Below are 25,233 nucleotides of genomic sequence, written 5' to 3'. Positions count from 1 at the left end.
CCGTTCGGGGCGGCGGGATTGCCGCCCACCCCTTCAGCCTACGCCCGCGCGGGCGCCCCGCTTGCCGGTTTTCGACGCGGCGCATGTCGAATTCGCGCCGCGCGAGGAAGGGCGCCGGCGCGGCATTCCGGCTGTCCTGCGCTATCACGCTTGCCGCCCCCGCCCCTTGCCGCCTATCCCGGTACCCGGAGGATCGAGAGGGAGGAAAAGCATGGGTTACCGCGAGGTCTACGACGCCTGGAAGGCCGACCCCGAAGCCTGGTGGATGGAGCAGGCGCAGGCGATCGACTGGGACACCGCGCCCACGCGCGCGCTGTTCGACCGAAGCGACGACCGCTACGAATGGTTCGCCGATGCGCGCGTCAACACCTGCTGGAACGCCGTCGACCGCCACGTGAAGGCCGGCCGCGGCGACCAGGCCGCGCTGATCCACGACAGCCCGATCACCGGCACCCAGCGCACGGTCACCTACGCCGAACTACAGGACAACGTCGCGCGCCTCGCCGGCGCGCTGCGCGCCCGCGGCATCGACAAGGGCGACCGCGTCATCATCTACATGCCCATGGTCCCCGAGGCGGTCGAGGCGATGCTCGCCTGCGCGCGGCTGGGCGCGATCCACTCGGTCGTGTTCGGCGGCTTCGCCAGCAACGAGCTGGCCGTGCGCATCGACGACGCGCGTCCCAAGGCGATCCTCGCCGCGAGCTGCGGGATCGAGCCGGGGCGCGTCGTCGAATACAAGCCGCTGATCGACGCCGCGATCGAGCAGGCGCGGCACAAGCCCGACTTCTGCATCGTGCTGCAGCGCGACCAGGCGCAGGCCACGCTGCAAGATGGCCGCGACGTCGACTGGCACGCCGCCTGCGCCGCGGCCGAACCGGCCGGGTGCGTCCCGGTCGAGGGCACGCATCCGGCCTACATCCTCTACACCAGCGGCACGACCGGCGCGCCCAAGGGCGTGGTCCGCCCCACCGCCGGGCACCTCGTGGCGCTGAACTGGACGATGCACAACATCTACGACGTCCGCCCGGGCGAGGTCTTCTGGGCCGCGTCGGACGTGGGCTGGGTCGTCGGCCACAGCTACATCGCCTACGCGCCGCTGATCCACGGCAACACCTCGATCGTGTTCGAGGGCAAGCCCATCGGCACGCCCGACGCCGGCACCATCTGGCGCATCATCGCCGAGCACGACGTGAAGTCCTTCTTCACCGCGCCCACCGCCTTCCGCGCCGTGAAGCGCGAGGACCCGAAGGCCGCGCATCTGGCCGGCCACGACATCTCGGGGCTGCGGGCGATCTACCTGGCGGGCGAGCGCGCCGACCCGGACACGATCGAATGGGCGCAGGGCGTCACCGGCAAGCCGGTCTACGACCATTGGTGGCAGACCGAAACCGGCTGGCCCATCGTCGCCATGCCCGCGGGGATCGAGAAGCTGCCGGTCAAGATCGGCAGCCCCTCGGTGCCGATGCCGGGCTGGGACGTGCGCATCCTGGGCGAGGACGGCCAGCCCCTGCCCGCGGGCACGCTGGGCGCCATCGCGGTGAAACTGCCGCTGCCGCCGGGCGCCCTGCCCACGCTCTGGAACGCCGAGGACCGCTTTCGCAAGGCGTACCTGTCGCGCTTCCCGGGCTACTACGAGACCGGCGATGCGGGCCTGATCGACGAAGACGGCTACCTTTATATCATGGCGCGCACCGACGACGTCATCAACGTCGCCGGCCACCGCCTGTCGACCGGCGGGATGGAGGAAGTGCTCGCCGCCCATCCGGACGTGGCCGAATGCGCCGTGATCGGCGTGGCCGACCCGCTCAAGGGCCAGCTTCCGATGGGATTCGTCTGCCTGACCAAGGGCGTGAACCGCCCGCACGATGAGATCGCGCGCGAATGCGTGGGCCTCGTGCGCGAGAAGATCGGCCCGGTCGCGGCGTTCAAGCTGTGCGCGGTGGTCGACCGGCTGCCCAAGACGCGCTCGGGCAAGATCCTGCGCCGCACGATGGTGCAGATCGCCGACGGAGACGACGTGAAGACACCCGCGACGATCGACGACCCCGCCATCCTGGACGAGATTCGCTCCGCGCTGGCGGGGCTGGGCTATCCGCAACGGGGCTAAATACTCCGCCACCGGCCGGGACTGACGTCAAAGGGGATGAGAGCGCAGGTCCCGGCCGGTGCCGGATGCGCACCCGGCGCGCCATCCATGCCTCGCCGGATGCGTGAAGACGCCTGAAAAAGCGGCGCAAGGGTACTCGTCACGCAACGGAGGCGGCGGGTTAAAAAAGGTACTGTGAAAGACTTGCGTGATGCCCCGGCCACCTCACGCTTCCGATCATGGCACGAATACGTTACCACGCTGTGACACCGATCACACCGCAAGGCTTTTCTGGCGTGCGAGTTCCAGGATGACGGATCGGCCGGGACGCGCGACGCACACTCGCCCGGACCCCGGCCACGGGGGCCTTCTGCTCGGAGCGCTGTCGCGCCCCGACGCGCGGGCGCTCTGCGCGCTGGCCCGGCCGGTGCGCTACAGCGCGGGCCACACGTTCTTCACCGAAGGGGCCGAGGGCCGCACCGTCCTGATCATCGATTCGGGCCGCGTCGAGATCAGCGTCAGCCTCGCCGACGGCCGCCGCCGGATCCTGGCGCAGCTGGGCCCCGGCTCGGCTGTCGGCGAGATGGCCGCGCTGGACGGACGGCCGCGCCGGGCCAACGCGACGGCCGCGGTGGACGTGACGGGGCGGCTGCTGGACCGCGGCCGCCTGCTGCAGTTCCTCGAATCGCGCCCCCAGGCCGCCCGCGCGGTGATCGAGGCGCTCTGCGCCCGCCTGCGGCTGACCAGCGAGGCCGCGACCGACCGAGCCACGCTCGAGGCCGCGCCGCGCCTCGCCCGCTGCCTCGCCCGGCTGTTCGCGGACTGGGGCAAGCCGGTCGACGGCGGCGCGATCCGGCTGGACGCCGGCTTTTCGCAAAGCGATCTGGGCGACATGTGCGGCGTCGCGCGCGAGACGGTGAACCGCCACCTGCGCCGGTGGGAGGCCGAGGGCATCCTCAGGCGCGACGGCGCGGCCTTCGTCCTGCTGGACCCCGATGGCCTCGATTCGCTCGCCTACCCCGCGGGCTGATCCGCCTCGTACAGCTCCAACGGCAGGCCGTCCGGGTCGGCGAAGAAGGTGAACCGCCGGTCGGTCAGCGAGTCGGTGCGAATCGGTTCGACCGCGACGCCCTTGGCAAGCAGCGCGGCGCTGGCGGCCTCGACATCCGCCACGGCGAAGGCCAGGTGCCGCAGGCCCTGCGCCTCGGGGCGCGAGGGGCGCTCAGGCGCGCCGGGAAAGCTGAACAGCTCCAGCCGCGCGCCGTCCGGCAGCGCCAGGTCCAGCTTCCAGCTGTCGCGCGAGGCGCGGTACGTCTCGGCGATCACCGGCAGGCCCAGCGTCTCGGTGTAGAAGGCGCGACTGCGCGCATAGTCGCCGCAGATGATCGCCACGTGGTGCAGGCCCAGCAGGTCCATGTGCGCCTCTTATACGAACTGTTCGCGGATCAGCCGTTCTTCCAGACCGTGCCCGGGGTCGAACATCACCCGGTGCGCGATGCTCGGCTCGGACCGGATGTCGACGCTGACCACGTCGCGCACCGCGCGGGCGTCGGCCTCGGCCATCACCGGGCGCTTTTCCGGCTCCAGCACCTCGAAGGTGACGCGCGCGGTCTTGGGCAGCAGCGCGCCGCGCCAGCGCCGGGGCCGGAACGCCGACATCGCCGTCAGCGCCAGCACGTCCGACCCGATCGGCAGGATCGGCCCGTGGGCCGAGTAGTTGTACGCCGTCGAGCCCGCGGGCGTGGCCACCAGCGCGCCGTCGCAGACCAGCTCGGCCATGCGCACCTTGCCGTCGACGTGGATCTTCAGCCGGCTCGCCTGCGGCCCCGCGCGCAGCAGCGACACCTCGTTGATCGCCAGCGCCTCGTGGACCGACCCGTCGAGCCGCGCCGCCCGCATCGCCAGCGGGTTGATCACCGCCTCTTCGGCAGCCTCCAGCCGGGCGGGCAGGTCGTGCTCGGAATAGCCGTTCATCAGGAAGCCCACGGTGCCGCGGTTCATCCCGTAGACCGGCGCGGGGTTGTCCTGCGTGCGGTGCAGCGTCGCCAGCATGAACCCGTCGCCGCCCAGCGCCACGATCACGTCGGCGCCGTCCTCGGCGTGGTCGCCGTAGCGCCGCGACAGCGCGGCAAGGGCGGCCTGCGCCGTGGGTGCGCTCGAGGCGCAGAAGGCGATGCGTAACGACATGGTCTGTCCCGAGGGTTCTGGCGGTTTCCGAAAGGCGCGTTTCGTCCCCGACCCAACCACGCCGCGCCGCGAAACGCCAGCATCCGCGACCCTGCGGCGGTTTACGCGCTAGGTTTGCGCGCCATGTTCCAGTATCCACGGCCCGAACGCGAATCCGACAGGAGCAAGACCATGAATGCACCGCATCGCGACGACGGTTTCTTCACCGAGCGCCTCGAGACCCGCGACCCCGAGCTGGCCGCCGCCATGCGCGGCGAGCTGGGCCGCCAGCGCGACGAGATCGAGCTGATCGCCTCGGAAAACATCGTCTCGGCCGCCGTGATGGAGGCGCAGGGCGGCGTGATGACCAACAAGTACGCCGAGGGCTATCCCGGCCGGCGCTACTACGGCGGCTGCGACTGGGTCGACGTGGCGGAAAACCTCGCCATCGACCGCGCCTGCAAGCTGTTCGGCGTGGGCTACGCCAACGTGCAGCCGAACTCGGGATCACAGGCCAACCAAGGCGTGTTCACCGCGCTGCTGCAGCCCGGCGACACCATCCTCGGCATGAGCCTCGATGCCGGCGGCCACCTGACCCACGGCGCCAAGCCCAACCAGTCGGGCAAGTGGTTCAACGCCATCCAGTACGGCGTGCGCCAGCAGGACAACCTGATCGACTACGACCAGGTCGCGGCCTTGGCCTCCGAGCACAAGCCGAAGATGATCATCGCCGGCGGCTCGGCCATTCCCCGCATCATCGACTTCCCGAAGATGCGCGAGATCGCCGACAACGTGGGCGCCTACCTGCTGGTCGACATGGCGCATTTCGCCGGCCTCGTCGCGACCGGGCACTATCCCTCGCCCTTCCCGCACGCGCACGTCGCCACCACCACGACGCACAAGACCCTGCGCGGCCCGCGCGGCGGCATGATCCTGACCGACGACGAGGCGCTGGCGAAGAAGTTCAACAGCGCCATCTTCCCCGGCATCCAGGGCGGCCCGCTGATGCACGTGATCGCCGCCAAGGCCGTCGCCTTCGGCGAAGCGCTGCGCCCCGAGTTCAAGGATTACCAGGCCGGCGTCATCCGCAACGCGCAGGCGCTGTCCGACCAGCTGATCAAGGGCGGGCTCGACACCGTGACGCACGGCACCGACACGCACGTGGTGCTGGTCGACCTGCGGCCCAAGGGCGTGAAGGGCAACGCGACCGAGAAGGCGCTGGGCCGCGCGCACATCACCTGCAACAAGAACGGCGTGCCGTTCGACCCGGAAAAGCCCACCGTCACCAGCGGCATCCGGCTGGGCAGCCCCGCCGGCACCACGCGCGGTTTCGGCGAGCCCGAGTTCCGCCAGATCGCCGACTGGATCATCGAGGTGGTCGACGGCCTCGCCGCCAATGGCGAGGACGGCAACGACGCGGTCGAATCCAAGGTCCGCGCCGAGGTCGAGGCGCTCTGCGCCCGCTTCCCGATCTACCCTGGCCTGTAATTCCAACCGGCCCCGTGATCGCCTGACATCGCAACGCGGGCGCGGCCTCGGCCGCGCCCGTTCTCGTTTCCGGCACCGCCAATGGCTCAGCCGGCGAACAACGCCTTGTATTCCTCGGGCGCGCGGGTCCGCGCGCGGGCGCGGCTGGTCCCCTCGGGCAGGTGCAGCCGGGCCTCGTTGATGACCATGATGTGGTCCTCCAGCGCGCGCGCAGCAGCGTCCAGCCGGCCGTCCTTCAGCGCCGCCAGGATCATCTTGTGCTCGCCGAAGGATTGTTGGCGGTAATCGCCCTCGCCGCCCTGCAGCCGCACCCGCAGCGCCTGGATCGCCGAGGCGGTCAGGTCGTAGGCCTGCGGCAGGAAGCTGTTGCCCGAGGCGCGCACGAACACCTCGTGAAACGCCATGTCGGCGGCCTCGTACTGCGCCCAGTTGCCGCTGCCCAGCGCCTTTTCCATCTGCTCGATCGTCGTCTCCAGCGTCTCGATCACCACCGGGGCCGCGTGCTGCATCGACAGCCGCATCCCGGCGGTCTCCAGCACCGCGCGGAAGGTGCTCATCTCCAGCACGTCCTCGCGGCGGGGCGAGAAGACGTAGGTCCCCGCCTGCGGCACGATCGTCACCAGCCGGATGTCGCGCAGCTTGAAGAACGCGGTGCGCACCGGCGCCTTGCTCATCTCCAGCGCCTCGGCGATCTGCATCTCGGACAGGCGTTCGCCGAAATCCAGCTTCCCCGAGACGATGGCCTCGCGGATGCGGGTGAACGCTTCGTTGCTCAGCGACACGTCGGTTTCCTCCGGTTCCTCGGAACGGCGCCCGAAGGGTCACGGGCCTGACGCGATCTATCCCCGATCGCCGCCCCGGTCCATGTAAACGCACTTGACAGTCGACGCAAATACTAGAATTCTAGTTGAAGCAATTTCGTGGAAGGACGCAGAGACGATGGCCCAGTTTCACCTGATGACCCCGGACGCCCAGTACGCCGACGATGCGCGGATCGAGCGCGAGACGGCAGGCCCGGACGTCGACTGGAGCATCTTCCGCGACCGTGACCCCGACGCGATTCCCGCCGACGCCTGGCGCCGCGCCGACGCGCTGGTGGTCTGGCACGAGATGAAGATCGACGCGGCGGTGATCGCCCGGCTCGACCGGTGCCGTGTCATCGTGCGGGCCGGCGTGGGCTTCGATCACATCGACCTCGACGCCGCCGCCGCGCGCGGCATCCCGGTCTGCAACACGCCCGATTACGGCACAAGCGAGGTCGCCGACCACGCCATCGCCATGATGCTGAACTTCAAGCGCGGCCTCACCGCCTATCACCGCCGGCTGATGGACTCGCCGCAGGCGGGATTCGATCATGCGCAGGCGCCGCTGATGGGCCGGCTGCGCGGGCGCACCTTCGGCGTGGTCGGGCTGGGACGTATCGGCACCGCCACCGCGTTGCGCGCCAAGGCCTTCGGCCTCGACGTCGTGTGCTACGACCCGCACGTCTCGCGCGGGGCCGAGATCGCCGTGGGCGTGCGCCGCGTCGAAAGCCTGGCCGCCCTGCTGCGCGACAGCGACGTGGTCAGCCTGCACTGCCCCCTCACGCCCGAGACGCGCGGCATGATCGATGCCGAAACGCTGGCGCTGATGAAGCCCGGTGCGATCCTGATCAACACCGCGCGCGGCGCCATTGTCGATGTGCCCGCCCTGCTGGCCGCGCTGCGCGACGGCGTGATCGCGGGCGCCGGCCTCGACGTGCTGCCGACCGAGCCGCCCGCGCCCGGGGACGCCATCGCGAAGGCCTATGCGAACGGCGCCGATCCGCTGGTGGGCGAGCGCCTGCTGATGACGCCGCACGCCGCCTGGTCCAGCCCCGAAAGCGTCGCCGACGCGCGCCGCCTGGCGGTCGAGACGGCGATGCTGTGCCTGAGCGACGGCACGATCCGCAACCTCGTCAACACGCCGAGGCGCGCCGTCGCGGCCGCCGAATAGGTTCGCCCGCGGGTCCGGGAGGGGCCCGCGCGCCGAAGAAGGGAGCCCGGGCCGTGCGCCCGGCCACCCGCAACGACCCATCACCACGGGAGGAGACCCACGATGACCACCAGGATCACCATGACGATCGCCGCGGGCGCGCTCTGCGCCGCGGCCGCGCTGCCGGCGACGGCACAGGAGCATTCCTTCACGTTCCAGTCGGTCGACCCGGCCGGCAACCCCAACTTCATGATCCAGGACGCCTGGACCGAACAGGTCGCGAAGATGAGCGGCGGCCGCATCGCGATCGACCTGCTGCCCGTCGGCGCCGTGGTCGAGTACAACGAGACCCAGGACGCCGTCGGCGCCGGCATCCTCGACGGCCACATCACCGATGTCAGCTACTTTTCCGGCAAGGACCCCGCCTTCGGCCTGATCGCCAATCCGATCGGCGCCTGGTCCTCGCCCGAGGAGATGTTCCGCTTCATGCGCTACGGCGGCGGCAACGAGCTGATGCGCGAACTCGAAGAGCCCTACAACCTGCACTTCGTCGGCGCCACGACCACCGGCCTCGAGGGCTTCGTCTCCAGCAAGCCGCTCGACGGCGTGGACGACCTCAAGGGCCTCAAGGTCCGCGCCCCCGAGGGCCTGATCCAGCAGGTCTTCGACGCCGCCGGCGCCGTGCCCGTGAACCTGCCTTATGCCGAGGTGTTCACCGCGCTCGACAAGGGTGTGATCGACGCCGCCGACAGCACCGTCTTCTCGACCAACCAGTCGCAGGGCCTGCACAAGGCCGGCAACCACCCGGTCTATCCCGGCTTCCACTCGATGCCGCTGGTCGAGGTGGCGATGAACCTCGACGCCTGGAACGCCCTGCCCGCGGACCTGCAGGAGATCATGACCGTCTCGGTGCGCGACCTCGCCGCCGACATGGTGGCGCAGCTGTCGATCAAGGACCTCGCCGCCGTGGCCGAGGCCAACGCCAACCCCGACATCACCGTGCACGACTGGCCCGCCGAGGAACGCGCCCGCTTCCGCACCATCGCGATGGGCCAGTGGGAGAACGTCGCCGACCAGTCCGAGAATGCGCGGAAGGTCTACGACACGCTGACCTCGTATCTCGAGACGCAGGGCCTGCTCGACTGAGCCCACTCCGACGCGGCCGGGGCGCGGCGCGATCCGCCCCCGGCCCTTCCCTTCTCGCACCCCACCGGACCGATCCCGCCATGGCACGACACCCAGACCCGCCCCCGGCGATCCCGAAGACGATCCCGGACACCATCCCCGAGGCCGTCCTCTCGGCCACCGCACCGCTGCCGCAGGCGGGCCGCATGGGCCGCGTCATCCACCGGGTGTCGGGCGCCTTCGCCGCCGGGATCCTGCTCGCCGCCGGCGTGCTCGTGCTGGAGGTGGTGATGCGCTACTTCCTGAACGCGCCGACCACCTGGGCGCACGAGACCTCGATCTTTCTCAGCGCGGTCACCTTCATCTTCGGCGGGCTGCTGTGCGTCGTGCGCGACGCGCATATCCGCGTCGTGCTGCTCTACGACCACGTGCGCGGCCGGGCGCGGCCCGCGCTCGACGCCGCGATCTCGCTGCTCTGTGCCTTCTCGACCGGGTTCTTCGCCTGGGCCGCTTGGCGCATGGTCGAGAAGGCGACGATCCGCCCCACCGGCGCCTTCTACCTCGAGACCAGCGGCAGCGCCTGGAACTCGCCCGCGCCCGCGCTGGTCAAGATCGTCCTGCTGATCGTCCTGATCGTGATGTGCGTGCAGTTCGTGGTCCTCGCCATCAATTACACGCGCGCCGCCGCCGCGCGCCGAAAGGCCCCCCGATGAGCTTCCTTCAGTCGTTCACCGACCTCAGCACGCTGGGGATCGAGCTTGGCACAATCGTCATGTTCGGCCTGCTGCTGGTGCTGCTGCTGACGGGCATGCCGCTGGCGCTGGTCACGCTGCTGGTGGCGCTGCTGTTCGCGATCGGCTGGTTCGGCCCGATGGCGGTGCCGCTGATCACCAGCCGGGTCTATTCCTTCGTCACCTCCTTCGTCTTCGTCTCGGTGCCGATGTTCGTGCTGATGGCGGCGATCCTCGACCGGTCGGGGATCGCGCGCGACCTCTTCGACGCGATGCGGCTGATCGCCGGCCGCGTGCGCGGCGGCGTCGCGGTGCAGACCATCTTCGTCGCCGTCATCCTCGCCGCCATGTCCGGCATCATCGGCGGAGAGATCGTGCTGCTGGGCCTCGTGGCGCTGCCGCAGATGCTGCGCCAGGGCTACGACCGGCGGCTGGCGATCGGCGTGGTCTGCGCCGGCGGCTCGCTCGGCACGATGGTGCCGCCCTCGATCGTGCTGATCATCTACGGCCTCACCGCCAACGTCTCGGTCGGAGAGCTGTTCACCGCCGCCTTCGTGCCCGGCTTCATGCTGGCGGGCTTCTACGTGGCCTACGTGCTGTTCCGCTCCTACACCGATCCCACCGCCGCGCCCCCGCCCGAGGCCGAGCGCATGCCCGCCCCCGAGCAGTGGAAGCTGCTGCGCGGGCTGGTGCTGCCGATCCTCGTGGTGGTCTTCGTCCTGGGCTCGATCTACGGCGGCATCGCATCGGTGACCGAAGCATCGGCCGTGGGCGTGGCCGGCGTCATTCTGTCGACCATGCTGCGGCGCGAATTCAGCATGGCCATGCTGCAGGACGCCGCGCGCCAGACGCTGTCGACCGTCGGCATGATCGTCTGGATCGGCATCGGCGCCAGCGCGCTGGTCGGCGTCTACAACCTGATGGGCGGAATCGACTTCATCGCCTCGCTGATCACCGGCGTGTCGGACAACCCCACGATCATCGTGCTGACCATGATGCTGATCCTGTTCGTCCTAGGCATGTTCCTCGACTGGGTGGGGATCGCGCTGCTGACCATGCCGATCTTCGTGCCCGTGATCCGCGAGCTTGGCCTCGACCCGATCTGGTTCGGCGTCCTGTTCGCCATGAACATGCAGGTGTCGTTCCTGACGCCGCCCTTCGGTCCCGCGGCCTTCTACCTGAAAAGCGTGACACCCCCCGACATCACCCTGGGCGAGATTTTCCGCGCGCTGGTGCCGTTCATCTGCCTGCAGATCCTGGCGGTCGGCATGCTGATCGCCTTCCCGCAGATCGCGGTGTATTGATCCCGGACCGGCACGCGGGCCAAAGTCACTTCCTACGAAAAGAAAGGCACGATCCCATGAAACTGGTGCGATACGGCAATCCCGGCGACGAACGCCCCGGCCTCGTCGACAACGACGGCACGCTGCGCGACCTCTCGGGCGAAGTCGCGGACATCGACGGCAGCGTCCTTGCGCCGTCGCGGCTGGCCGAGATCGCGGCACTCGACTGGACGGCGCTGCCGAAGGTCGACGGCAACCCGCGTCTCGGGCCCTGCGTCGGCCGCGTGGGCAAGCTGATCGGCATCGGGCTGAACTACTCCGACCACGCCGCCGAATCGGGCATGGACGTCCCGTCCGAGCCGATCGTGTTCATGAAGGCCACCAGCGCCATCTGCGGTCCCAACGACGACGTGGAACTGCCCGCCGGCGCCGAAAAGGTCGATTGGGAGGTCGAACTGGCCTTCGTCATCGGCACCCGCGCCAAGAACGTCTCGGAAGCGGACGCGATGGCGCATGTGGCGGGCTACTGCATCCTCAACGACGTGTCCGAACGCGCCTGGCAGGCCGAGCGTCAGGGCCAGTGGACCAAGGGCAAGAGCCACGACACCTTCGCCCCGATGGGCCCTTGGCTGGTCACCGCCGACGAGGTCGCCGACCCTCACGATCTCGGAATGCAGCTTTTCGTGGATGGCGAGCGGCGGCAGAACGGCTCGACCCGGACGCTGATCTTTGGCATCCCTCATCTGGTCAGCTATCTCAGCGGCTTCATGACGCTCGAGCCGGGGGATGTGGTGACCACCGGAACGCCTCCGGGCGTCGGGCTGGGGATGCGCCCGCAGGTCTGGTTGCAGGACGGCCAGGTGATGCGCCTGGAAATCGACGGATTGGGCGTTCAGGAACAGAAATGCGTGCGGACACAGGCGTGACGGACAGGACCGACCGGGGCGAATACGACTACATCGTCGTGGGCGCCGGCTCGGCCGGCTGCGTGCTGGCCAACCGGCTCAGCGCCGACCCCAAGGCCCGCGTGCTGCTGCTCGAGGCGGGCGGCAGCGACAACCGGTTCTGGGTCCACGTGCCGATGGGCTACCTCTACGCCATGGGCAACCCGTCGATGGACTGGTGCTTCCGCACCGAATCCGAGGACGGCTTGGGCGGGCGCGCGCTGAACTACCCGCGCGGCAAGCTGCTGGGCGGGTGTTCGTCGATCAACGGCATGATCTACATGCGCGGGCAGGCCCGCGACTACGACCAGTGGCGGCAGATGGGCAACGACGGCTGGGGCTGGGACGACGTCCTGCCCTACTTCCGCAAGTCCGAGCATCATTTCGGCCCCGCCGACGACAACCACGGCACCGAGGGCGAGTTGCGCGTCGAGCGCCAGCGCCTCAACTGGCCGATCCTCGACGACGTCGCCCGCGCCGCCGACGAGATCGGCATCCCGCCCACAGACGATTTCAACGACGGCGACAACGAAGGCTCGGGCTACTTTCCCGTGACCCAGCGCGGCGGCATCCGCTGGAACGCGCGCAAGGCATTCCTCAACCCCGCCCGCAAGCGCCCGAACCTGCGGATCGAGACCGACGCCCATGTCGACCGGCTGATCCTCGACGGCACCCGCGTCACCGGCGTCGCCTACACCGCGCAGGGCGAGGCCCGCCGCGCCCGCGCCGGGCGCGAGGTGGTGCTGTCCGCCGGCGCCATCGGCACGCCGCAGATCCTGGAGCTGTCGGGCATCGGCGCCCCAGAGGTTCTGGCCGAACACGGCATCGACGTCGCCCACGCCCTGCCCGGCGTCGGCGAGAACCTGCAGGACCACCTGCAGCTGCGCACCGTGTGGCGGATCACCGGCGCAAAGACGCTGAACGACCGCGTCTCGACCCTGTTCGGAAAGGCGATGATCGGTCTGGAATACGTGCTGCGCCGCTCGGGTCCGATGTCGATGGCGCCCAGCCAGCTGGGCATCTTCTGCCGCTCGTCGGACCGCGAGGACAGCGCCAACATCGAGTTCCACGTCCAGCCGCTGTCGCTCGACGCCTTCGGCTCGCCGCTGCACAAGTACCCCGGCATGACCGTGTCGGTCTGCAACCTGCGCCCGGAAAGCCGCGGCTCGGTCCACCTGCGCGCCGGCGACGCCAAGGGCGCGCCCGAGATCCGGCCGCGGTACCTGTCGACCGAGGGCGACCGCATCGTCGCCGTCGAAAGCCTGCGCGCCGCGCGCCGGCTGATGCACACCGACACGATGCGCCGCTACGCCCCGCAAGAGGTCCTGCCTGGCCCCGAGCGCGACACCGATGCCGAACTGGTCGAGGCCGCGGGCCAGGTCGGCACCACGATCTTCCACCCCGTCGGCACCGCCCGCATGGGCCAGGACAGGATGGCCGTGGTCGGCGCCGACCTGCGCGTGCACGGGTTGACCGGGCTGCGGGTGGCCGACGCCTCGGTCATGCCGACGATCGTGTCGGGCAACACGCATGCGCCGGTCACCATGATCGCCGAGAAGGCAGCCGACATGATCCTGGCGGCGCGGTAGCCAACGGGCGTCGTGAGGAAGGGGGCTCTGCCCCCGCCGCTTCGCGGCTCCCCCGGGATATTTGCGGACCAAAGAAACACCGGGGCGGGTTCCCCCCGCGGGCGCGGCGCGGCATGCTGCGGTCAGACAACCGGAGGTTTCCCATGCAGATCCACCGCGCCGGCACGCGCCCCTCGCTCTCTCCCGACGCCGCCTACTTCACCGGCACCGTGCGCTTCGACCCGGTCGTGTCGGGCGACGACCCCTCGCCCGTGAAGGCGCTGATGGTCACGTTCGAGCCCAGCGCCCGCACCGCCTGGCACACCCATCCCGCCGGGCAGACGCTGCACATCGTCTCGGGCTTCGGCCTCTGCGCGCGCGAGGGCGGGCCGGTCGAGGTGCTGCGCCCCGGCGACACGGTCTGGTTCCCCGCGGGCGAAAAGCACTGGCACGGCGCCGCGCCCGACTGCGCCATGGTGCACCTGGCGATCCAGCAGGCGGTGGACGGCAAGACCGCCGACTGGATGGAGAAGGTGACCGATGCCGAATACGGCGAGGCGCGCGCGGGCTAGGGCGTCAGTGCCTCGGGCAGGCGCGTGGGCCTGCCCGCCAGCGTGGCGCAGGCGGCGGTGACGCGGGCGCGGAACAGCACCGCGTCGACGCGCATGACCTGCTGGACCATGACCAGCCGCACGCGGCTCATCGACTCGACCTGCGTGCGCACGACCAGCGCATCGTCGTAGCGCGCCGGCGCGAGGTAGTCGCACTCGATCCGCCGCACCACGAAGACCACGCCGGCGGCGCGCATGGCGTTCTGGTCCAGCCCCTGTTCGCGCACCCAGTCCGAGCGCGCCCGCTCGATGTATTTCAGGTAGTTGGCGTGGTAGACGATGCCCGCCATGTCCGTGTCCTCGTAGTAGACGCGGACGTCGAAGCCGTGGACGGGTGCGGGTCCGGGCGGTGCGGTGTCGGTCATGGGGCGGCCTCCTTCGGCCCGACCCTGCGCCGGGGCGCGGCGGGGTGCAAGACGCGCTCAGGGCGTGCGCCGCTTGCGCCGTCCGCCGGTGCTGCGGCTGTGGAAGTCGGGCGGCCGCTTGCGCACCCACGCCGCGAACTTCGCCAGCCGCGGATGCGCGCGCAGCTTTTCGGACGTATCGAAGTCGCGCGCGAGCTCCGCCTCGGTCAGGGTGGCGTGGATCTCGTTGTGGCAGATCTGGTGCACGCGCACGACCGGGCCTCCCTTGCCGCCCTTCAGCTTGGGCGTCAGGTGGTGCAGGCTTTGCCTGGCCTGCGGCGGGATCGGGCGCAGGCACAGCGGGCAGACGGGATCGCCGCGATCCGCGGCACGGTGGTCTTGCTGGTCCATGACGCCTTGTGCGGATTGCCGTGACACAGCAAGGGTATGCCATGACCCCGACGGTTCAAGTCTGCGACGCGCTGGTGATCGGCGGCGGCCCCGCCGGGCTGATGGCGGCCGAGGCGCTGCTGGCGCAGGGCCGGCGCGTGCTGCTGGCCGAGGCCAAGCCGTCGCTGGCGCGCAAGTTCCTGATGGCGGGGAAATCTGGCCTGAACCTGGCCAGGATCGAGCCGCCCGAGGCCACGCTGGCCGCCTATGGCGGCGCCTCGGACCGCCTGCGCCCGATGCTGGATGCGCTGGGCCCCGAGGCGGTGCGCGGCTGGGCCGGGGACCTGGGGCAGGAAACCTTCACCGGCTCGACCGGCCGGCTGTTTCCCGTGGCGATGAAGGCCTCGCCCCTGTTGCGGGCGTGGCTGGCGCGGCTGGACGCGGCGGGGCTGGACCGGCGCGCGCGCTGGCGCTGGATGCGCTGGCAGGACGGCTTCGGCTTCGACACGCCCGACGGCCCGGTCACGGTGCTGCCGCGCGTCGCGGTGCTGGCGCTGGGCGGGGCCAGCTGGGCGCGGCTGGGGTCGGACGGCGCCTGGGCCGGCGGTCTGCGCGACGCGGGGGTGGCGGTGACGCCCTTCGCGCCCGCGAATGCCGGCATCGCGGTGGAGTGGTCGGCCCCCATGCGGCAGCATTTCGGCGCGCCGCTGAAGACCGTGGCGTTCCACGCGGGCGGCATGGTCTCGCGCGGCGAGGCGGTGATTTCCGCGCGCGGGCTGGAAGGCGGCGGTGTCTACCCGCTGTCGCCCGCGCTGCGCGCGGGCGCGCCGCTGGTACTCGACCTGATGCCCGACGTCGATGCCGCCAGCGTGGTGGCGCGCCTGGCGCGCCCGCGCGGCAAGCGCAGCCTCGGCACGCATATCCGCCGTGCGCTGGGGCTGCCGCCGCAGGTGCAGGCGCTGCTGATGGAATTCGCGCGCCCCCTGCCCGACGCGCCCGAAGCGCTGGCCGCGATCGTCAAGGCACTGCCCGTGAGCCATGCCGGCCTGCGCCCGCTGGACGAGGCGATCTCGACAGCCGGCGGCGTTTCGTGGGACGCGCTGGACGATCGCCTGATGCTGGCCGGGCATCCCGGCGTGTTCTGCGCCGGCGAGATGATCGACTGGGAAGCGCCAACCGGCGGCTACCTTCTCAACGCCTGCCTCGCCACCGGGCTGTGGGCCGGGCGACACGCCGCCGAATGGGGCAAGTCTTGACGAATGGTGAATCCGTCCCTGCAAGCCATTGATTTCTTTAGGCGCCCAGGGTGTCCCATCGTGGGACACCCGGTTTTCCGTCCGCTCAGACCGCGGCCTTGAGGCTTTCCTCGAGGTAGATCTCGCGCAGCCGCAGCGCCTTCGGGCCGGGCTTGCCGCCGCCCAGCTCGGCGTCGTCGATCCGCACCACCGGCATCACGAAGGCCGAGGCCGAGGTGATGAACGCCTCGTCCGCCGCCTTGGCCTCGTCGATGGTGAACAGCCGCTCCTCGACCTCCATCTGCGCCTCGGCCGCGAAGCGCAGCACCGCCGCGCGGGTGATCCCGTGCAGGATGTCGTGCGACCGCGGCCGCGTCACGATCCGGTTGCCCTTGATGAAGTAGGCGTTGTTGCTGGTCCCCTCGGTGACGTAGCCGTCCTGCACCATCCACGCGTCGTCGGCGCCGACCTTCTTGGCCATCATCTTGCCCATCGACGGGTAGAGCAGCTGCACCGTCTTGATGTCCCGCCGGCCCCAGCGCTGGTCGTCGATCGAGATCACGTGCAGGCCCTTCTGCGCCTTCGGGCTGTCCTTCAGGCCGGGCATGGACTGCGTGAACAGCACGATCGTCGGCTCGGTCGTCTCGGGGTCCGGGAAGACGAAGTCGCGGTCGCCGGGCGCGCCGCGGGTGATCTGCAGGTAGACCAGCCCCTCCTCGATCCCGTTCATGCGCACCAGCTCGCGGTGGATCTCCAGCAACTCGTCGGCGGTGACCGGGTTGCGCATGTCCAGCTCGGTCAGCGACCGGTCCAGCCGCGCGGCGTGACCCGCGAAGTCGATCAGCTTGCCGTCCAGCACGCTGGTCACCTCGTAGACCCCGTCGGCCATCAGGAAGGCGCGGTCGAAGATCGACACCTTGGCCTCGTGCTCGGGCAGGTACTCTCCGTTGAGATAGACGGTGCGGGTCATTCGGGTCTCCATTGGAACGGCAGGTCGTGAAACTGGAACGGCAGGTCGTGAAACGGCGGGGCTCAGCCCCAGAGCGCGGCGTCGGGCGGGTGCACGCCGTCCTCGTCGAACAGAAGCGGCGGGTCGCGGTCCTCGGCCAGCAGCAGCGGGCCGTCGAGGTCGGTGACGGCGGCGCCCTGCGCCACCAGCACCGCCGGCGCCATCGCCAGGCTCGACCCGAGCATGCAGCCGACCATCACGTCGTAGCCGCGCGCCCTGGCGTCCTCGCGCAGGGCCAGCGCCTCGGTCAGGCCGCCGGTCTTGTCGAGCTTGATGTTGACGACGTCGTACTTGCCCTCGAGCCCGGGCAGCGAGACGCGGTCGTGGCAGCTTTCGTCGGCGCAGAGCGGCACCGGCCGGTCGATGCCGATCAGCGCGTCGTCCTCGCCCGCGGGCAGCGGCTGTTCCACCAGCGCGACGCCCAGCCGCGCAAGGTGCGGCGCCAGTTCGCCGTAGATCTCGGCGCTCCAGCCCTCGTTCGCGTCGACGATGATCTTCGACGCGGGCGCGCCGCGCCGCACGGCCTCGAGCCTCGGCATGTCGTCGGGCGTGCCCAGCTTGACCTTCAGCAGCGGCCGGTGCGCGTGCTTGCGCGCCTGCGCCTCCATCGCGTCGGGGGTGTCCAGCGATAGCGTGTATGCGGTAATCTCGGGCCCGGGCGCGGTCAGCCCGGCCAGCTCCCACACGCGTCGGCCGGCGGCCTTCGCTTCCAGATCCCACAGCGCGCAGTCCACGGCGTTGCGCGCCGCGCCCGCCGGCAGCGCCTGCTGCAGCGCCGCGCGGTCGATGCCGGCCTCCAGCCCCTCGATCTGCGCGGACACGCTGTCCAGCGTCTCGTCGTAGCGGGCGTAGGGCACGCATTCGCCGCGCCCGGTGACGCCGTCGCGGGTGACCTCGACGGTCAGTACCTTCGCCTCGGTGCGCGAGCCGCGGCTGATGGTGAACGCCTGCGCCAGGCGGAACACGTCGCGGGTGACTTTGATGGTCATGGCTTCGCTCCTGCTGTCGTTGGGTGCCGAAGGGACGGCGGGCGGGGCGATGCGCGCCTCGGCGCGCGAGCGTCCGTCCCGCCGGCCCGTCACATCGCAAGAAGGGCGTCGGCCAGACGCTCGGCGCCGTGGCGGAACGGGTCCACCGTGGGCAGGCCCATCCGACCCTCGACCTCGGCGCAATAGGCGCGCGCCTCGTCCTCGGACATGTGCTGCGTGTTGATCGACACGCCGACCACCTGGCAGTCGGGATTGGCGATCCGCGCCATCTGCAGCGACAGCTCGCGCAGGTCCTCGAGGCTGGGCACGCCGTAGCCCGGCAGGCCGCGCAGGTGCTTGCGCGTCGGCTCGTGGCACAGGATCAGCGCATCGGGCTGGCCGCCGTGGATCAGCGCCAGCGTCACGCCGGAATAGCTGATGTGGTACAGGCTGCCCTGCCCCTCGATCACGTCCCAGTGGTCCGGGTCGTTGTCGGGCGTCAGCCACTCGATCGAGCCGGCCATGAAGTCGGCGATCACCGCGTCCAGCGGCACGCCCTCGCCGGTGATCAGGATGCCGGTCTGGCCGGTGGCGCGGAAGCTGCTCTTCGCCCCCTTCTCGCGCAGCGCGGCGTCGACGGCGAGCGTGGTGTACATCTTGCCGACCGAGCAATCGGTGCCCACGGCCAGCACGCGCTTGCCGGCGCGCTTGACGCCGTCGGCGATCGGGTAGTCGACCACCGGCACGCGCACGTCGTGCAGGGTGCGCCCCGTTGCCTCGGCCACCGCGACCAGATCGGGCTCCTCGCGCAGCAGGTTGTGCAGGCCCGACGCCAAGTCGAAGCCCTCCTCGAGCGCGTTGACCAGCACCTTCTTCCAGGCGGGGCCGATCACGCCGCCGCGGTTGGCCACGCCGATCACCAGCGTCTTGGCGCCGGCCTCGCGCGCCTGCGCGAGGTCCATGTCGGGCAGGCCGAGGTCGGCCTTGCAGCCGTCCAGCCGGAACTGGCCGACGCAATTGTCGGGGCGCCAGTCCTTGATGCCCTGCGCCACCTTCGCCGCAAGAGCGTCGGGCGCGTCGCCCAGGAACAGCAGGTACGGGGTCTCGATCATCGCGGTCTCCTATCTCATGCATGCGCGGCCAACCGCGCGTCCATCCGTCGGGCCACGCAGTCGGGCGCGGGCCGGTTTCGCGCGACGATGCGTCGGCACGCGGGCAAATGCTTTGCTTCCTTCGCAGCATTCCGGCGTCACGCGCAAGATCGCGCGCGTTTTTTCCCGCATCGGCGAAGATGCTTGCCCAAGCAGCGCGCAGCCGGGGCCGGCCGAGGCGCAGTGCTTTTCGCTTGCGCAGCATTGGGCAATTTAATAACTCCGACGTGACACCGAACGCAATTTCCTTACTCGACGGACGCAACATGAGCTTTCGCATCCAGCCCCAGCCGCCGGCCCGCCCGAATCGTTGCCAGCTTTTCGGCCCCGGCTCGCGCCCCGCGATCTTCGAGAAGATGGCGAAAAGCGACGCCGACGTGATCAACCTCGACCTCGAGGATTCGGTCTCGCCCGACGACAAGCCCAAGGCGCGCGACGCGATCATCGAGGCCATCGGCGACATCGACTGGGGCGCCAAGACGCTGTCGGTGCGGATCAACGGGCTGGACACGCCCTACTGGTACCGCGACGTGGTCGACCTGCTGGAACGCGCCTCCGACCGGCTGGACCAGATCATGATCCCCAAGGTCGGCTGCGCCGCCGACCTCTACGCCGTCGATGCGCTGGTCACCGCGATCGAGACCGCCACCGGCCGCAAGCGCCGCCTCGCCTTCGAGGTGATCATCGAATCCGCCGCCGGCATCGCCCATGTCGAAGAGATCGCCGCCGGCTCGCCCCGCCTTCAGGCCATGAGCCTGGGCGCCGCCGATTTCGCCGCCTCGATGGGCATGGCCACCACCGGCATCGGCGGCACGCAGGAAAACTACTATATGCTGCACGAGGGGCAGAAACACTGGTCCGACCCGTGGCACTGGGCGCAGGCGGCCATCGTCGCGGCCTGCCGCACCCACGGCGTGCTGCCGGTCGACGGCCCTTTCGGCGACTTCTCGGACGACGACGGCTTTCGCGCGCAGGCGCTGCGGTCGGCCACGCTGGGCATGGTCGGCAAGTGGGCCATCCACCCCAAGCAGGTCGCGCTCGCGAACGAGGTCTTCACCCCCTCGGACAAGGCCGTGACCGAAGCGCGCGAGATCCTGGACGCCATGGAGCAGGCCAAGGCGCGCGGCGAGGGCGCGACCGTCTACAAGGGCCGCCTGGTCGACATCGCGTCGATCAAGCAGGCCGAAGTGATCGTGAAACAGTCCGAGATGATCGCCGCGCGCTGACGCGCCGCCGTGAAAATGCGGCGCATTCTAGTCGCATCCTATATGGCAGGCCGCCGTTAACCCGCGCCCGTCACCATGGCCCCTCATCCTGAACAGGTGGGGGCCTGACATGATCGAACTGACCTTGCTCACCGGCTGGGCCGGCACGCTGTCGCTGCTGGGGCTGGTGGCCACCGGCTACGGTATGCTCGCGCGGACCGTCTGGGACCCCGCGCAACTGCAGCTTCTGGCGGGCGCACTTTTCGGGGCGCTGGCGCTTGCCCTGATGGCGATGCCCGTGCGCGTGGCCGAGGGCGTCAACCTCGACCCGCGCAACGTGCCCGTGGCGCTGGCCGCGGCCTTCTTGGGCCTGCGCGGCGGTGCCGTGGCGCTGCTGATGGCGATCGGCATGCGGCTGTCGATCGGCGGCGCCGGGACGGGCGCGGGAATCGCCGCGTTGCTGTTCAGCGCGATCGCCGGCTTCTGCTGGACCCAGGGCACCCGACCGGCCGAGCGGACGGCGCGGGACTATGCGTGGCTGGGTGTGCTGGTCGGCATGGCGCTTTGGCCCGCCGTGCTGCTGCCGGTGCCGGCCGCGGCGGCGGTGCTGGCGCGCGCCGTTCCGCTGGTGCTCGTGTGCCTGATCTTCACGATGGCCATCGCCATGCTGCTGGACCGCGCCGCGCTGGCGTCCGACCCGCGGCGACACGCCGAATCCTAGGCCCGCGCGTCCTTGGGCGAGCCCATGACCACGAAGGTCTGCAGCGTGTTCACCTGCGGCAGCGCGCCGAGGATGTCGGTGTGGAAATGCTTGTAGGCGGCCAGGCTCTCGGCCTCGACGCGCAGCAGATATTCCACCGCGCCGGTGATGTTGTGACACTCGCGCACCTGCGGCGCGGCCTCCATCGCCCGCTCGAACGCCTGTTGCGCGGCCTTGGTGTGCTGGCCCAGCCCGACGGTCACGTAGGCGACGAAGCCGATGCCGGTCTTCTCGGGGCTCAGCACGGCGCGGTAACCGGTGATCACGCCGGACTTTTCGAGCGCCGCGACACGCCGCAGGCAGGCCGACGGCGACAGGCCCACGCGCTCGGCCAGCGCGAGGTTGCTGATCCGGCCGTCGCGCGACAGCACGCGCAATATACGCGCGTCGATTTCGTCCATATCCGTCATTTGTTGCGCAGCTTCCTCCAGCACGCGCGTCTTTGCAATTCCTGACCGCATCGGCGCGCCGATGATTGCGCCATGACACTCGACCTGTTCGCCGCATTGCTCGCCTTCGCCTTCGTCACCGTCATCTCGCCGGGGCCGAACAACCTCATGCTGATGGCGTCGGGCGCGAATTTCGGCTTCGTCCGCTCGATCCCGCACATGGCGGGCGTGGGCTTGGGCTTTCCGGCGATGGTGGCGCTGGTGGGCTTCGGCGTGATGCGCGTCTTCCAGGTCTGGCCGATGGCGCAGACGATCCTGCTGGCGCTGTCGATCGCCTACCTTCTGTACCTCGCCTGGAAGATCGCCAATGCCGCCCCGCCCGACAGGGCCGAGGCCGCGGCGGGCCGCCCGATCGGCTTCCTGCAGGCGGCGGGTTTCCAGTGGGTCAACCCCAAGGCGTGGTCCATGGCGCTGGGCGCGATCACGCTCTACGCGCCGGGACGTGACCTCTCGGCGGTGCTGTGGGTCGCCGGGACCTACGTGGCGGTCTCGGTCGTCTCGACCTCGACCTGGATCGTGCTGGGCCAGCAGGTCCGCCGCATCCTGACGAACCCGACGCGCCTGCGCGCGTTCAACTGGACGATGGCCGCGCTGCTGGTCGCCTCGGTGGTTCCGGTCGTGCTGGCCTGAGGCCGGCGCGGGGCCCGGTCGCGATGTTGCATCCGCCCGGCCCAACCGGCATACAGCGCTGCAACGCAGGAGAGACGGGCATGACGCATTACCTCGACTTCGAGAAACCCTTGGCAGAAATCGAGGGCAAGGCCGAGGAACTGCGCGCGATGGCCCGCGGCAACGACGAGATGGACGTCGGCTCGGAGGCCGCCGCTTTGGACCGCAAGGCCGAGGCCATGCTGGTCGATCTCTACAAGAAATTGTCGCCCTGGCGGAAATGCCAGGTCGCCCGCCATCCCGACCGCCCGCATTGCCGCGACTACATCGAGGCGCTGTTCACCGAGTACACGCCGCTGGCCGGCGACCGCACCTTCGGCGACGACGCCGCGGTGATGGGCGGCCTCGCGCGGCTGAACGACCGCCCCGTCGTGGTGATCGGCCACGAGAAGGGCAACGACACGCAATCGCGCATCCACCGCAACTTCGGCATGGCCCGCCCCGAAGGCTACCGCAAGGCGGTGCGCCTGATGGACATGGCCGACCGCTTCGGCCTGCCGGTGGTGACGCTGGTCGACACGCCCGGCGCCTATCCCGGCAAGGGCGCCGAGGAACGCGGCCAGTCGGAGGCGATCGCGCGCGCGACCGAGAAATGCCTGCAGATCGGCGTGCCGCTGGTCAGCGTGATCATCGGCGAGGGCGGCTCGGGTGGCGCGGTGGCCTTCGCCACGGCGAACCGGGTCGCGATGCTGGAACACTCGGTCTATTCCGTAATCTCGCCCGAAGGCTGCGCGTCGATCCTGTGGAAGGATTCCGACAAGATGCGCGAGGCCGCAGAGGCGCTGCGCCTGACCGCCCAGGACCTGCACAAGCTGGGTGTCGCCGACCGCGTGATTCCCGAACCGCTTGGCGGCGCGCATCGCGACCCGCGCGCGGCGATCGAGCAGGTGGGCGCGACCATTGCCGCCATGCTGGCCGATCTCGACGACCTCGACGGTGCGGCGCTGGTCAAGGCGCGGCGCGACAAGTTCCTGCATCTCGGCGACCGGGGCCTCGCGGCCTAGTTCGCGCCCGTCCCGGGCAGCGACCGCACGGCGCGCATGAGCGCGAGCGGACCCAGCAGTTCGAACAGGACCGTGGTGCCGATGGTCAGTGCAAGGATCGTGTCGGCGTGCTCAGGCAACGCCTGCGCGGCCACCAGCGCCATGCCCACCGCCACGCCGGCCTGAGCCAGCAAGCTTGGGCCGATCCACAGGCTTTCGCGCGCGCCCATGCCGCCGATTTGCCCGCCGACCCAGCCACCCGCCACGCGCGCGGCGACCCGCAGACCGACGTACAGCGCGCCGAGCGCCCCCAGCCCCACGACGGACCTCCAGTCGATCGCCGCCCCGGCCAGCACGAAGAACAGCACGAGAAACGGCGTCTCGATCGCCTCGATCTCGGAAAAGGCGCGGTCGTGATGACTGGCCAGGTTGGCGATCACCGCGCCGGTCGTCATCGCCGCCAGCAGGAAGGACAAGCCGAGCCACAGCGACAGCCCCGCCGCAAGGAAGACCAGCCCCAGCGCCTCGAGCCGCGTGGGCTCGCCCGGCCGCAGCCGCCCGGTCAGGTATGCCGCCGGCAGCCCCAGCCCGAGGCCGAGTGCGAAAGCTCCGCCGACTTCCCACAGCGCTTGGGTCACGTGATGCGCCTCGACCACGCCGGCGGCGATGCCCTGCGCGACGACGATCGCCAGCGCGAAGGCCATCATGCCCCAGGCATCGTCGATCGCGACCACGCCCTTCAGCGTTTCCGCGAAGGGACCCCGCGCACCGGCCTCGCGCAGGGTCTCGCCCGTCGCGGCAGGATCAGTCGCGGTGGCGATCGCGGCCAGCGCGATCGCCAGTTCCGGCGGCACGCCCAGCAGCCACAGGCCCAAGCCGACGCCCGCCAGCGTCGCAAGAACGACGCCCAGCGACACCGACAGGATCGCCCGGCCATGCGCGCGCAGCTTCTCGGCGGTGAAGGCCTCGCCCAGCAGGAAGGCGACGAGGGTCAGGGCGACGGTCGACAGCGCCTCGTACCAGTCGAAGGCGGTCTCCGGGATCAGCCCCAGGACCGACGGCCCGGCCACGATGCCCAGCACCAGCAGCAGCGTCACCCGCGGCAGGCGCGTGCGCGCGCCAAGCGCATCCGCCGCGAGCCCGGCGAGGAACAGCACCCCCAGCATGATGAAGGCCTGCGCCATCGCCGTTAACTCGCCAGCATGCGCAGGCCCTGCGTGACGTCCGAGCGCACCGCCAGCCGCAGGCCCGGCTCGTCCCCGGCTTTCAGCGCGGCGATGATCAGCCGGTGGTATTGTGGCGGCTCGGTCCGGCGCAGCCGGCCGTAGAGCGCGCGCATCGTCGGCCCCAGCTGCAGCCACACGGTTTCGCACATCGCCAGCATCGCGGGCGCCTGCGCGCGCAGGTACAGCGTGCGGTGGAATTCCAGGTTCGCGCGGATGTAGCCCACCGCGTCGCGGTTGCTGACCACGTCGGCGATGTGGTGGTCGATCGCCTGCAACCGGTCGATCAGCGCCATGTGCGCCCGCGGCAGCGCGCGGCTGGCCAGTTCGACCTCGATCAGCGCGCGCAGGGCGGCCAGTTCCTCGATCCGCTCGTTCGACAGTTCGGGCGTGGCGACGCGCCCCGACGACGACATCGACAGCGCGCCTTCGGCCACCAGCCGCTGCACCGCCTCGCGCGCGGGCGTCATCGAGACGCCGAACTCGCGCCCGATCCCGCGTAGCGTCAGCGCCGCCCCGGGCGCGATCTGGCCGTGCAGAATGCGCGTGCGCAGCCCGCGATAGACCTTGTCATGCGCCGATTGGGCCGAGTCGGGGATACGGGGCTGGACCTGCATGGCCCGACTGTGATCACAGGCGCGAACGAGGTCAATGCGTCGCCGCGCGCTCAGCCGTCGAAGCGGTAGCGGTGCAGCCCGGCGCCGTTGTCGCGCAACCACGCCCGCGGCGCGCGCCAGTCGCCGTAAAGCCGCTCGACCACGGCCCAGAACGCGGGCGAATGGTTCATCTGCGCCAGGTGCGCAACCTCGTGCGCGGCGACGTAGTCCAGCACCTCGGGCGGGGCGAGGATCAGCCGCCACGAATACATCAGCCCGCCATCCGCCGTGCACGA

At 70.3% G+C, this 25,233-nt stretch carries 27 protein-coding genes; 15 read left to right on the top strand and 12 right to left on the bottom strand.

What is annotated here, in order from left to right:
• Window positions 1-211 precede the first annotated feature (211 nt).
• Window positions 212-2,107, top strand: a complete 1,896-nt coding sequence (locus ACFDTC_RS09735) for a propionyl-CoA synthetase (RefSeq protein ID WP_375258685.1) — start codon at window positions 212-214, stop codon at window positions 2,105-2,107.
• A 289-nt stretch (window positions 2,108-2,396) separates the two neighbouring features.
• Window positions 2,397-3,116, top strand: a complete 720-nt coding sequence (locus ACFDTC_RS09730; RefSeq protein WP_375258684.1) for a Crp/Fnr family transcriptional regulator — start codon at window positions 2,397-2,399, stop codon at window positions 3,114-3,116.
• Here the strand turns inward: ACFDTC_RS09730 and ACFDTC_RS09725 are convergent.
• Window positions 3,101-3,502, bottom strand: a complete 402-nt coding sequence (locus ACFDTC_RS09725) for a VOC family protein (RefSeq protein WP_375258683.1) — start codon at window positions 3,500-3,502, stop codon at window positions 3,101-3,103. The two genes, ACFDTC_RS09730 and ACFDTC_RS09725, sit on opposite strands and share 16 nt — an antisense overlap.
• 9 nt (window positions 3,503-3,511) lie before the next feature.
• Entirely contained in the window at window positions 3,512-4,273 is a 762-nt protein-coding gene (locus tag ACFDTC_RS09720; protein ID WP_375258682.1) for an NAD kinase, read from the bottom strand.
• 171 nt (window positions 4,274-4,444) lie between these two features.
• Here ACFDTC_RS09720 and glyA point away from each other — a divergent pair, with 171 nt between their 5' ends.
• On the top strand, window positions 4,445-5,740 hold the full coding sequence (glyA, locus tag ACFDTC_RS09715; RefSeq protein WP_375258681.1) for a serine hydroxymethyltransferase: 1,296 nt from the start codon (window positions 4,445-4,447) through the stop codon (window positions 5,738-5,740).
• A gap of 86 nt (window positions 5,741-5,826) precedes the next feature.
• Here the strand turns inward: glyA and ACFDTC_RS09710 are convergent, their stop codons facing one another.
• Window positions 5,827-6,522, bottom strand: coding sequence for a GntR family transcriptional regulator (locus tag ACFDTC_RS09710; protein ID WP_375258680.1), 696 nt, complete (start codon window positions 6,520-6,522; stop codon window positions 5,827-5,829).
• 157 nt (window positions 6,523-6,679) lie between these two features.
• Here ACFDTC_RS09710 and ACFDTC_RS09705 point away from each other — a divergent pair, with 157 nt between their 5' ends.
• The 7 genes from ACFDTC_RS09705 (at window position 6,680) to ACFDTC_RS09675 (ending at window position 13,916) form a co-directional block, all read left to right on the top strand.
• The gene (locus ACFDTC_RS09705; protein WP_375258679.1) at window positions 6,680-7,714 is read left to right on the top strand and encodes a C-terminal binding protein; all 1,035 of its coding nucleotides are present in this window, start codon (window positions 6,680-6,682) and stop codon (window positions 7,712-7,714) included.
• Window positions 7,715-7,816: 102 nt separating this feature from the next.
• Entirely contained in the window at window positions 7,817-8,839 is a 1,023-nt protein-coding gene (locus tag ACFDTC_RS09700) for a TRAP transporter substrate-binding protein (RefSeq protein WP_375258678.1), read from the top strand.
• Window positions 8,840-8,919: 80 nt separating this feature from the next.
• Window positions 8,920-9,531, top strand: a complete 612-nt coding sequence (locus ACFDTC_RS09695) for a TRAP transporter small permease subunit (protein WP_375258677.1) — start codon at window positions 8,920-8,922, stop codon at window positions 9,529-9,531.
• Window positions 9,528-10,853, top strand: a complete 1,326-nt coding sequence (locus tag ACFDTC_RS09690) for a TRAP transporter large permease subunit (protein WP_375258676.1) — start codon at window positions 9,528-9,530, stop codon at window positions 10,851-10,853. Before ACFDTC_RS09695 ends, ACFDTC_RS09690 begins: the two co-directional genes overlap by 4 nt.
• 56 nt (window positions 10,854-10,909) lie before the next feature.
• Window positions 10,910-11,758: a fumarylacetoacetate hydrolase family protein gene (locus tag ACFDTC_RS09685; protein WP_375258675.1), complete on the top strand. Its 849-nt coding sequence runs from the start codon at window positions 10,910-10,912 to the stop codon at window positions 11,756-11,758.
• The gene (locus ACFDTC_RS09680; protein ID WP_375258674.1) at window positions 11,737-13,365 is read left to right on the top strand and encodes a GMC family oxidoreductase; all 1,629 of its coding nucleotides are present in this window, start codon (window positions 11,737-11,739) and stop codon (window positions 13,363-13,365) included. Before ACFDTC_RS09685 ends, ACFDTC_RS09680 begins: the two co-directional genes overlap by 22 nt.
• Before the next feature lie 143 nt (window positions 13,366-13,508).
• The gene (locus ACFDTC_RS09675; protein WP_375258673.1) at window positions 13,509-13,916 is read left to right on the top strand and encodes a cupin domain-containing protein; all 408 of its coding nucleotides are present in this window, start codon (window positions 13,509-13,511) and stop codon (window positions 13,914-13,916) included.
• Here the strand turns inward: ACFDTC_RS09675 and ybgC are convergent.
• Window positions 13,913-14,320 (bottom strand): tol-pal system-associated acyl-CoA thioesterase, encoded by a 408-nt coding sequence (ybgC, locus tag ACFDTC_RS09670; RefSeq protein ID WP_375258672.1) that lies wholly within the window; start codon window positions 14,318-14,320, stop codon window positions 13,913-13,915. The genes ACFDTC_RS09675 and ybgC overlap by 4 nt on opposite strands.
• A 57-nt stretch (window positions 14,321-14,377) precedes the next feature.
• Entirely contained in the window at window positions 14,378-14,710 is a 333-nt protein-coding gene (locus tag ACFDTC_RS09665; protein WP_375258671.1) for an HNH endonuclease, read from the bottom strand.
• Window positions 14,711-14,751: 41 nt separating this feature from the next.
• On the opposite strand from ACFDTC_RS09665, the gene ACFDTC_RS09660 reads away from it, so the two are divergent.
• Window positions 14,752-15,945, top strand: a complete 1,194-nt coding sequence (locus ACFDTC_RS09660; RefSeq protein ID WP_375258670.1) for a TIGR03862 family flavoprotein — start codon at window positions 14,752-14,754, stop codon at window positions 15,943-15,945.
• Between the two features lie 85 nt (window positions 15,946-16,030).
• Here ACFDTC_RS09660 and ACFDTC_RS09655 read toward each other — a convergent pair whose 3' ends face one another.
• The 3 genes from ACFDTC_RS09655 to dgcN all read right to left on the bottom strand — a co-directional run bounded on the left by ACFDTC_RS09655 (window position 16,031) and on the right by dgcN (window position 19,013).
• A complete protein-coding gene (locus tag ACFDTC_RS09655; protein WP_375258669.1) occupies window positions 16,031-16,894 on the bottom strand; it encodes a D-amino-acid transaminase in 864 nt (287 codons plus the stop codon).
• A gap of 62 nt (window positions 16,895-16,956) precedes the next feature.
• Window positions 16,957-17,922 (bottom strand): N-acetyl-D-Glu racemase DgcA, encoded by a 966-nt coding sequence (gene dgcA / locus ACFDTC_RS09650; RefSeq protein WP_375258668.1) that lies wholly within the window; start codon window positions 17,920-17,922, stop codon window positions 16,957-16,959.
• An 89-nt stretch (window positions 17,923-18,011) separates the two neighbouring features.
• Window positions 18,012-19,013 (bottom strand): N-acetyltransferase DgcN, encoded by a 1,002-nt coding sequence (dgcN, locus tag ACFDTC_RS09645; protein ID WP_375258667.1) that lies wholly within the window; start codon window positions 19,011-19,013, stop codon window positions 18,012-18,014.
• 305 nt (window positions 19,014-19,318) lie between these two features.
• On the opposite strand from dgcN, the gene ACFDTC_RS09640 reads away from it, so the two are divergent.
• Window positions 19,319-20,278 (top strand): L-malyl-CoA/beta-methylmalyl-CoA lyase, encoded by a 960-nt coding sequence (locus tag ACFDTC_RS09640; protein ID WP_375258666.1) that lies wholly within the window; start codon window positions 19,319-19,321, stop codon window positions 20,276-20,278.
• Window positions 20,279-20,387: 109 nt separating this feature from the next.
• Complete coding sequence (locus tag ACFDTC_RS09635) at window positions 20,388-20,978, top strand: LytS/YhcK type 5TM receptor domain-containing protein (RefSeq protein WP_375258665.1); 591 nt, start codon at window positions 20,388-20,390, stop codon at window positions 20,976-20,978.
• On the opposite strand, the gene ACFDTC_RS09630 is transcribed toward ACFDTC_RS09635, so the two are convergent.
• The gene (locus tag ACFDTC_RS09630) at window positions 20,975-21,427 is read right to left on the bottom strand and encodes an Lrp/AsnC family transcriptional regulator (protein ID WP_375258664.1); all 453 of its coding nucleotides are present in this window, start codon (window positions 21,425-21,427) and stop codon (window positions 20,975-20,977) included. The genes ACFDTC_RS09635 and ACFDTC_RS09630 overlap by 4 nt on opposite strands.
• A 72-nt stretch (window positions 21,428-21,499) precedes the next feature.
• Between ACFDTC_RS09630 and ACFDTC_RS09625 the strand changes: the two genes are divergently transcribed.
• Together ACFDTC_RS09625 and ACFDTC_RS09620 are read left to right on the top strand one after the other, a co-directional pair.
• Entirely contained in the window at window positions 21,500-22,096 is a 597-nt protein-coding gene (locus ACFDTC_RS09625; RefSeq protein WP_375258663.1) for a LysE family translocator, read from the top strand.
• A gap of 80 nt (window positions 22,097-22,176) precedes the next feature.
• Window positions 22,177-23,139 carry an acetyl-CoA carboxylase carboxyltransferase subunit alpha gene (locus ACFDTC_RS09620; RefSeq protein ID WP_375258662.1) on the top strand — a complete coding sequence of 321 codons (963 nt, stop codon included), beginning with the start codon at window positions 22,177-22,179 and terminating at the stop codon, window positions 23,137-23,139.
• Here the strand turns inward: ACFDTC_RS09620 and ACFDTC_RS09615 are convergent.
• From ACFDTC_RS09615 to ACFDTC_RS09605, 3 genes are all read right to left on the bottom strand, one after another.
• On the bottom strand, window positions 23,136-24,302 hold the full coding sequence (locus ACFDTC_RS09615; RefSeq protein WP_375258661.1) for a cation:proton antiporter: 1,167 nt from the start codon (window positions 24,300-24,302) through the stop codon (window positions 23,136-23,138). The genes ACFDTC_RS09620 and ACFDTC_RS09615 overlap by 4 nt on opposite strands.
• A 5-nt stretch (window positions 24,303-24,307) precedes the next feature.
• A complete protein-coding gene (locus ACFDTC_RS09610) occupies window positions 24,308-24,958 on the bottom strand; it encodes a GntR family transcriptional regulator (RefSeq protein WP_375258660.1) in 651 nt (216 codons plus the stop codon).
• Between the two features lie 50 nt (window positions 24,959-25,008).
• Window positions 25,009-25,233: M48 family metallopeptidase (locus ACFDTC_RS09605; RefSeq protein ID WP_375258659.1), on the bottom strand; the 225-nt coding region annotated here is incomplete at its 5' end.

Origin of the sequence: Citreimonas sp., assembly GCF_042096055.1 — a bacterium.
Taxonomy (GTDB): Bacteria; Pseudomonadota; Alphaproteobacteria; order Rhodobacterales; family Rhodobacteraceae; genus Citreimonas.
This window is presented reverse-complemented; position numbering and strand designations above follow the sequence as displayed.

Bases quoted from the DNA above. Each gene is read 5' to 3' on its own strand.
- ACFDTC_RS09735 (WP_375258685.1), top strand. From the start codon at position 212: ATGGGTTACCGCGAGGTCTACGACGCCTGGAAGGCCGACCCCGAAGCC.
- ACFDTC_RS09730 (WP_375258684.1), top strand. From the start codon at position 2,397: ATGACGGATCGGCCGGGACGCGCGACGCACACTCGCCCGGACCCCGGC.
- ACFDTC_RS09725 (WP_375258683.1), bottom strand. From the start codon at position 3,502: ATGGACCTGCTGGGCCTGCACCACGTGGCGATCATCTGCGGCGACTAT.
- ACFDTC_RS09720 (WP_375258682.1), bottom strand. From the start codon at position 4,273: ATGTCGTTACGCATCGCCTTCTGCGCCTCGAGCGCACCCACGGCGCAG.
- glyA (WP_375258681.1), top strand. From the start codon at position 4,445: ATGAATGCACCGCATCGCGACGACGGTTTCTTCACCGAGCGCCTCGAG.
- ACFDTC_RS09705 (WP_375258679.1), top strand. From the start codon at position 6,680: ATGGCCCAGTTTCACCTGATGACCCCGGACGCCCAGTACGCCGACGAT.
- ACFDTC_RS09700 (WP_375258678.1), top strand. From the start codon at position 7,817: ATGACCACCAGGATCACCATGACGATCGCCGCGGGCGCGCTCTGCGCC.
- ACFDTC_RS09695 (WP_375258677.1), top strand. From the start codon at position 8,920: ATGGCACGACACCCAGACCCGCCCCCGGCGATCCCGAAGACGATCCCG.
- ACFDTC_RS09690 (WP_375258676.1), top strand. From the start codon at position 9,528: ATGAGCTTCCTTCAGTCGTTCACCGACCTCAGCACGCTGGGGATCGAG.
- ACFDTC_RS09685 (WP_375258675.1), top strand. From the start codon at position 10,910: ATGAAACTGGTGCGATACGGCAATCCCGGCGACGAACGCCCCGGCCTC.
- ACFDTC_RS09680 (WP_375258674.1), top strand. From the start codon at position 11,737: ATGCGTGCGGACACAGGCGTGACGGACAGGACCGACCGGGGCGAATAC.
- ACFDTC_RS09675 (WP_375258673.1), top strand. From the start codon at position 13,509: ATGCAGATCCACCGCGCCGGCACGCGCCCCTCGCTCTCTCCCGACGCC.
- ybgC (WP_375258672.1), bottom strand. From the start codon at position 14,320: ATGACCGACACCGCACCGCCCGGACCCGCACCCGTCCACGGCTTCGAC.
- ACFDTC_RS09665 (WP_375258671.1), bottom strand. From the start codon at position 14,710: ATGGACCAGCAAGACCACCGTGCCGCGGATCGCGGCGATCCCGTCTGC.
- ACFDTC_RS09660 (WP_375258670.1), top strand. From the start codon at position 14,752: ATGACCCCGACGGTTCAAGTCTGCGACGCGCTGGTGATCGGCGGCGGC.
- ACFDTC_RS09655 (WP_375258669.1), bottom strand. From the start codon at position 16,894: ATGACCCGCACCGTCTATCTCAACGGAGAGTACCTGCCCGAGCACGAG.
- dgcA (WP_375258668.1), bottom strand. From the start codon at position 17,922: ATGACCATCAAAGTCACCCGCGACGTGTTCCGCCTGGCGCAGGCGTTC.
- dgcN (WP_375258667.1), bottom strand. From the start codon at position 19,013: ATGATCGAGACCCCGTACCTGCTGTTCCTGGGCGACGCGCCCGACGCT.
- ACFDTC_RS09640 (WP_375258666.1), top strand. From the start codon at position 19,319: ATGAGCTTTCGCATCCAGCCCCAGCCGCCGGCCCGCCCGAATCGTTGC.
- ACFDTC_RS09635 (WP_375258665.1), top strand. From the start codon at position 20,388: ATGATCGAACTGACCTTGCTCACCGGCTGGGCCGGCACGCTGTCGCTG.
- ACFDTC_RS09630 (WP_375258664.1), bottom strand. From the start codon at position 21,427: ATGACGGATATGGACGAAATCGACGCGCGTATATTGCGCGTGCTGTCG.
- ACFDTC_RS09625 (WP_375258663.1), top strand. From the start codon at position 21,500: ATGACACTCGACCTGTTCGCCGCATTGCTCGCCTTCGCCTTCGTCACC.
- ACFDTC_RS09620 (WP_375258662.1), top strand. From the start codon at position 22,177: ATGACGCATTACCTCGACTTCGAGAAACCCTTGGCAGAAATCGAGGGC.
- ACFDTC_RS09615 (WP_375258661.1), bottom strand. From the start codon at position 24,302: ATGGCGCAGGCCTTCATCATGCTGGGGGTGCTGTTCCTCGCCGGGCTC.
- ACFDTC_RS09610 (WP_375258660.1), bottom strand. From the start codon at position 24,958: ATGCAGGTCCAGCCCCGTATCCCCGACTCGGCCCAATCGGCGCATGAC.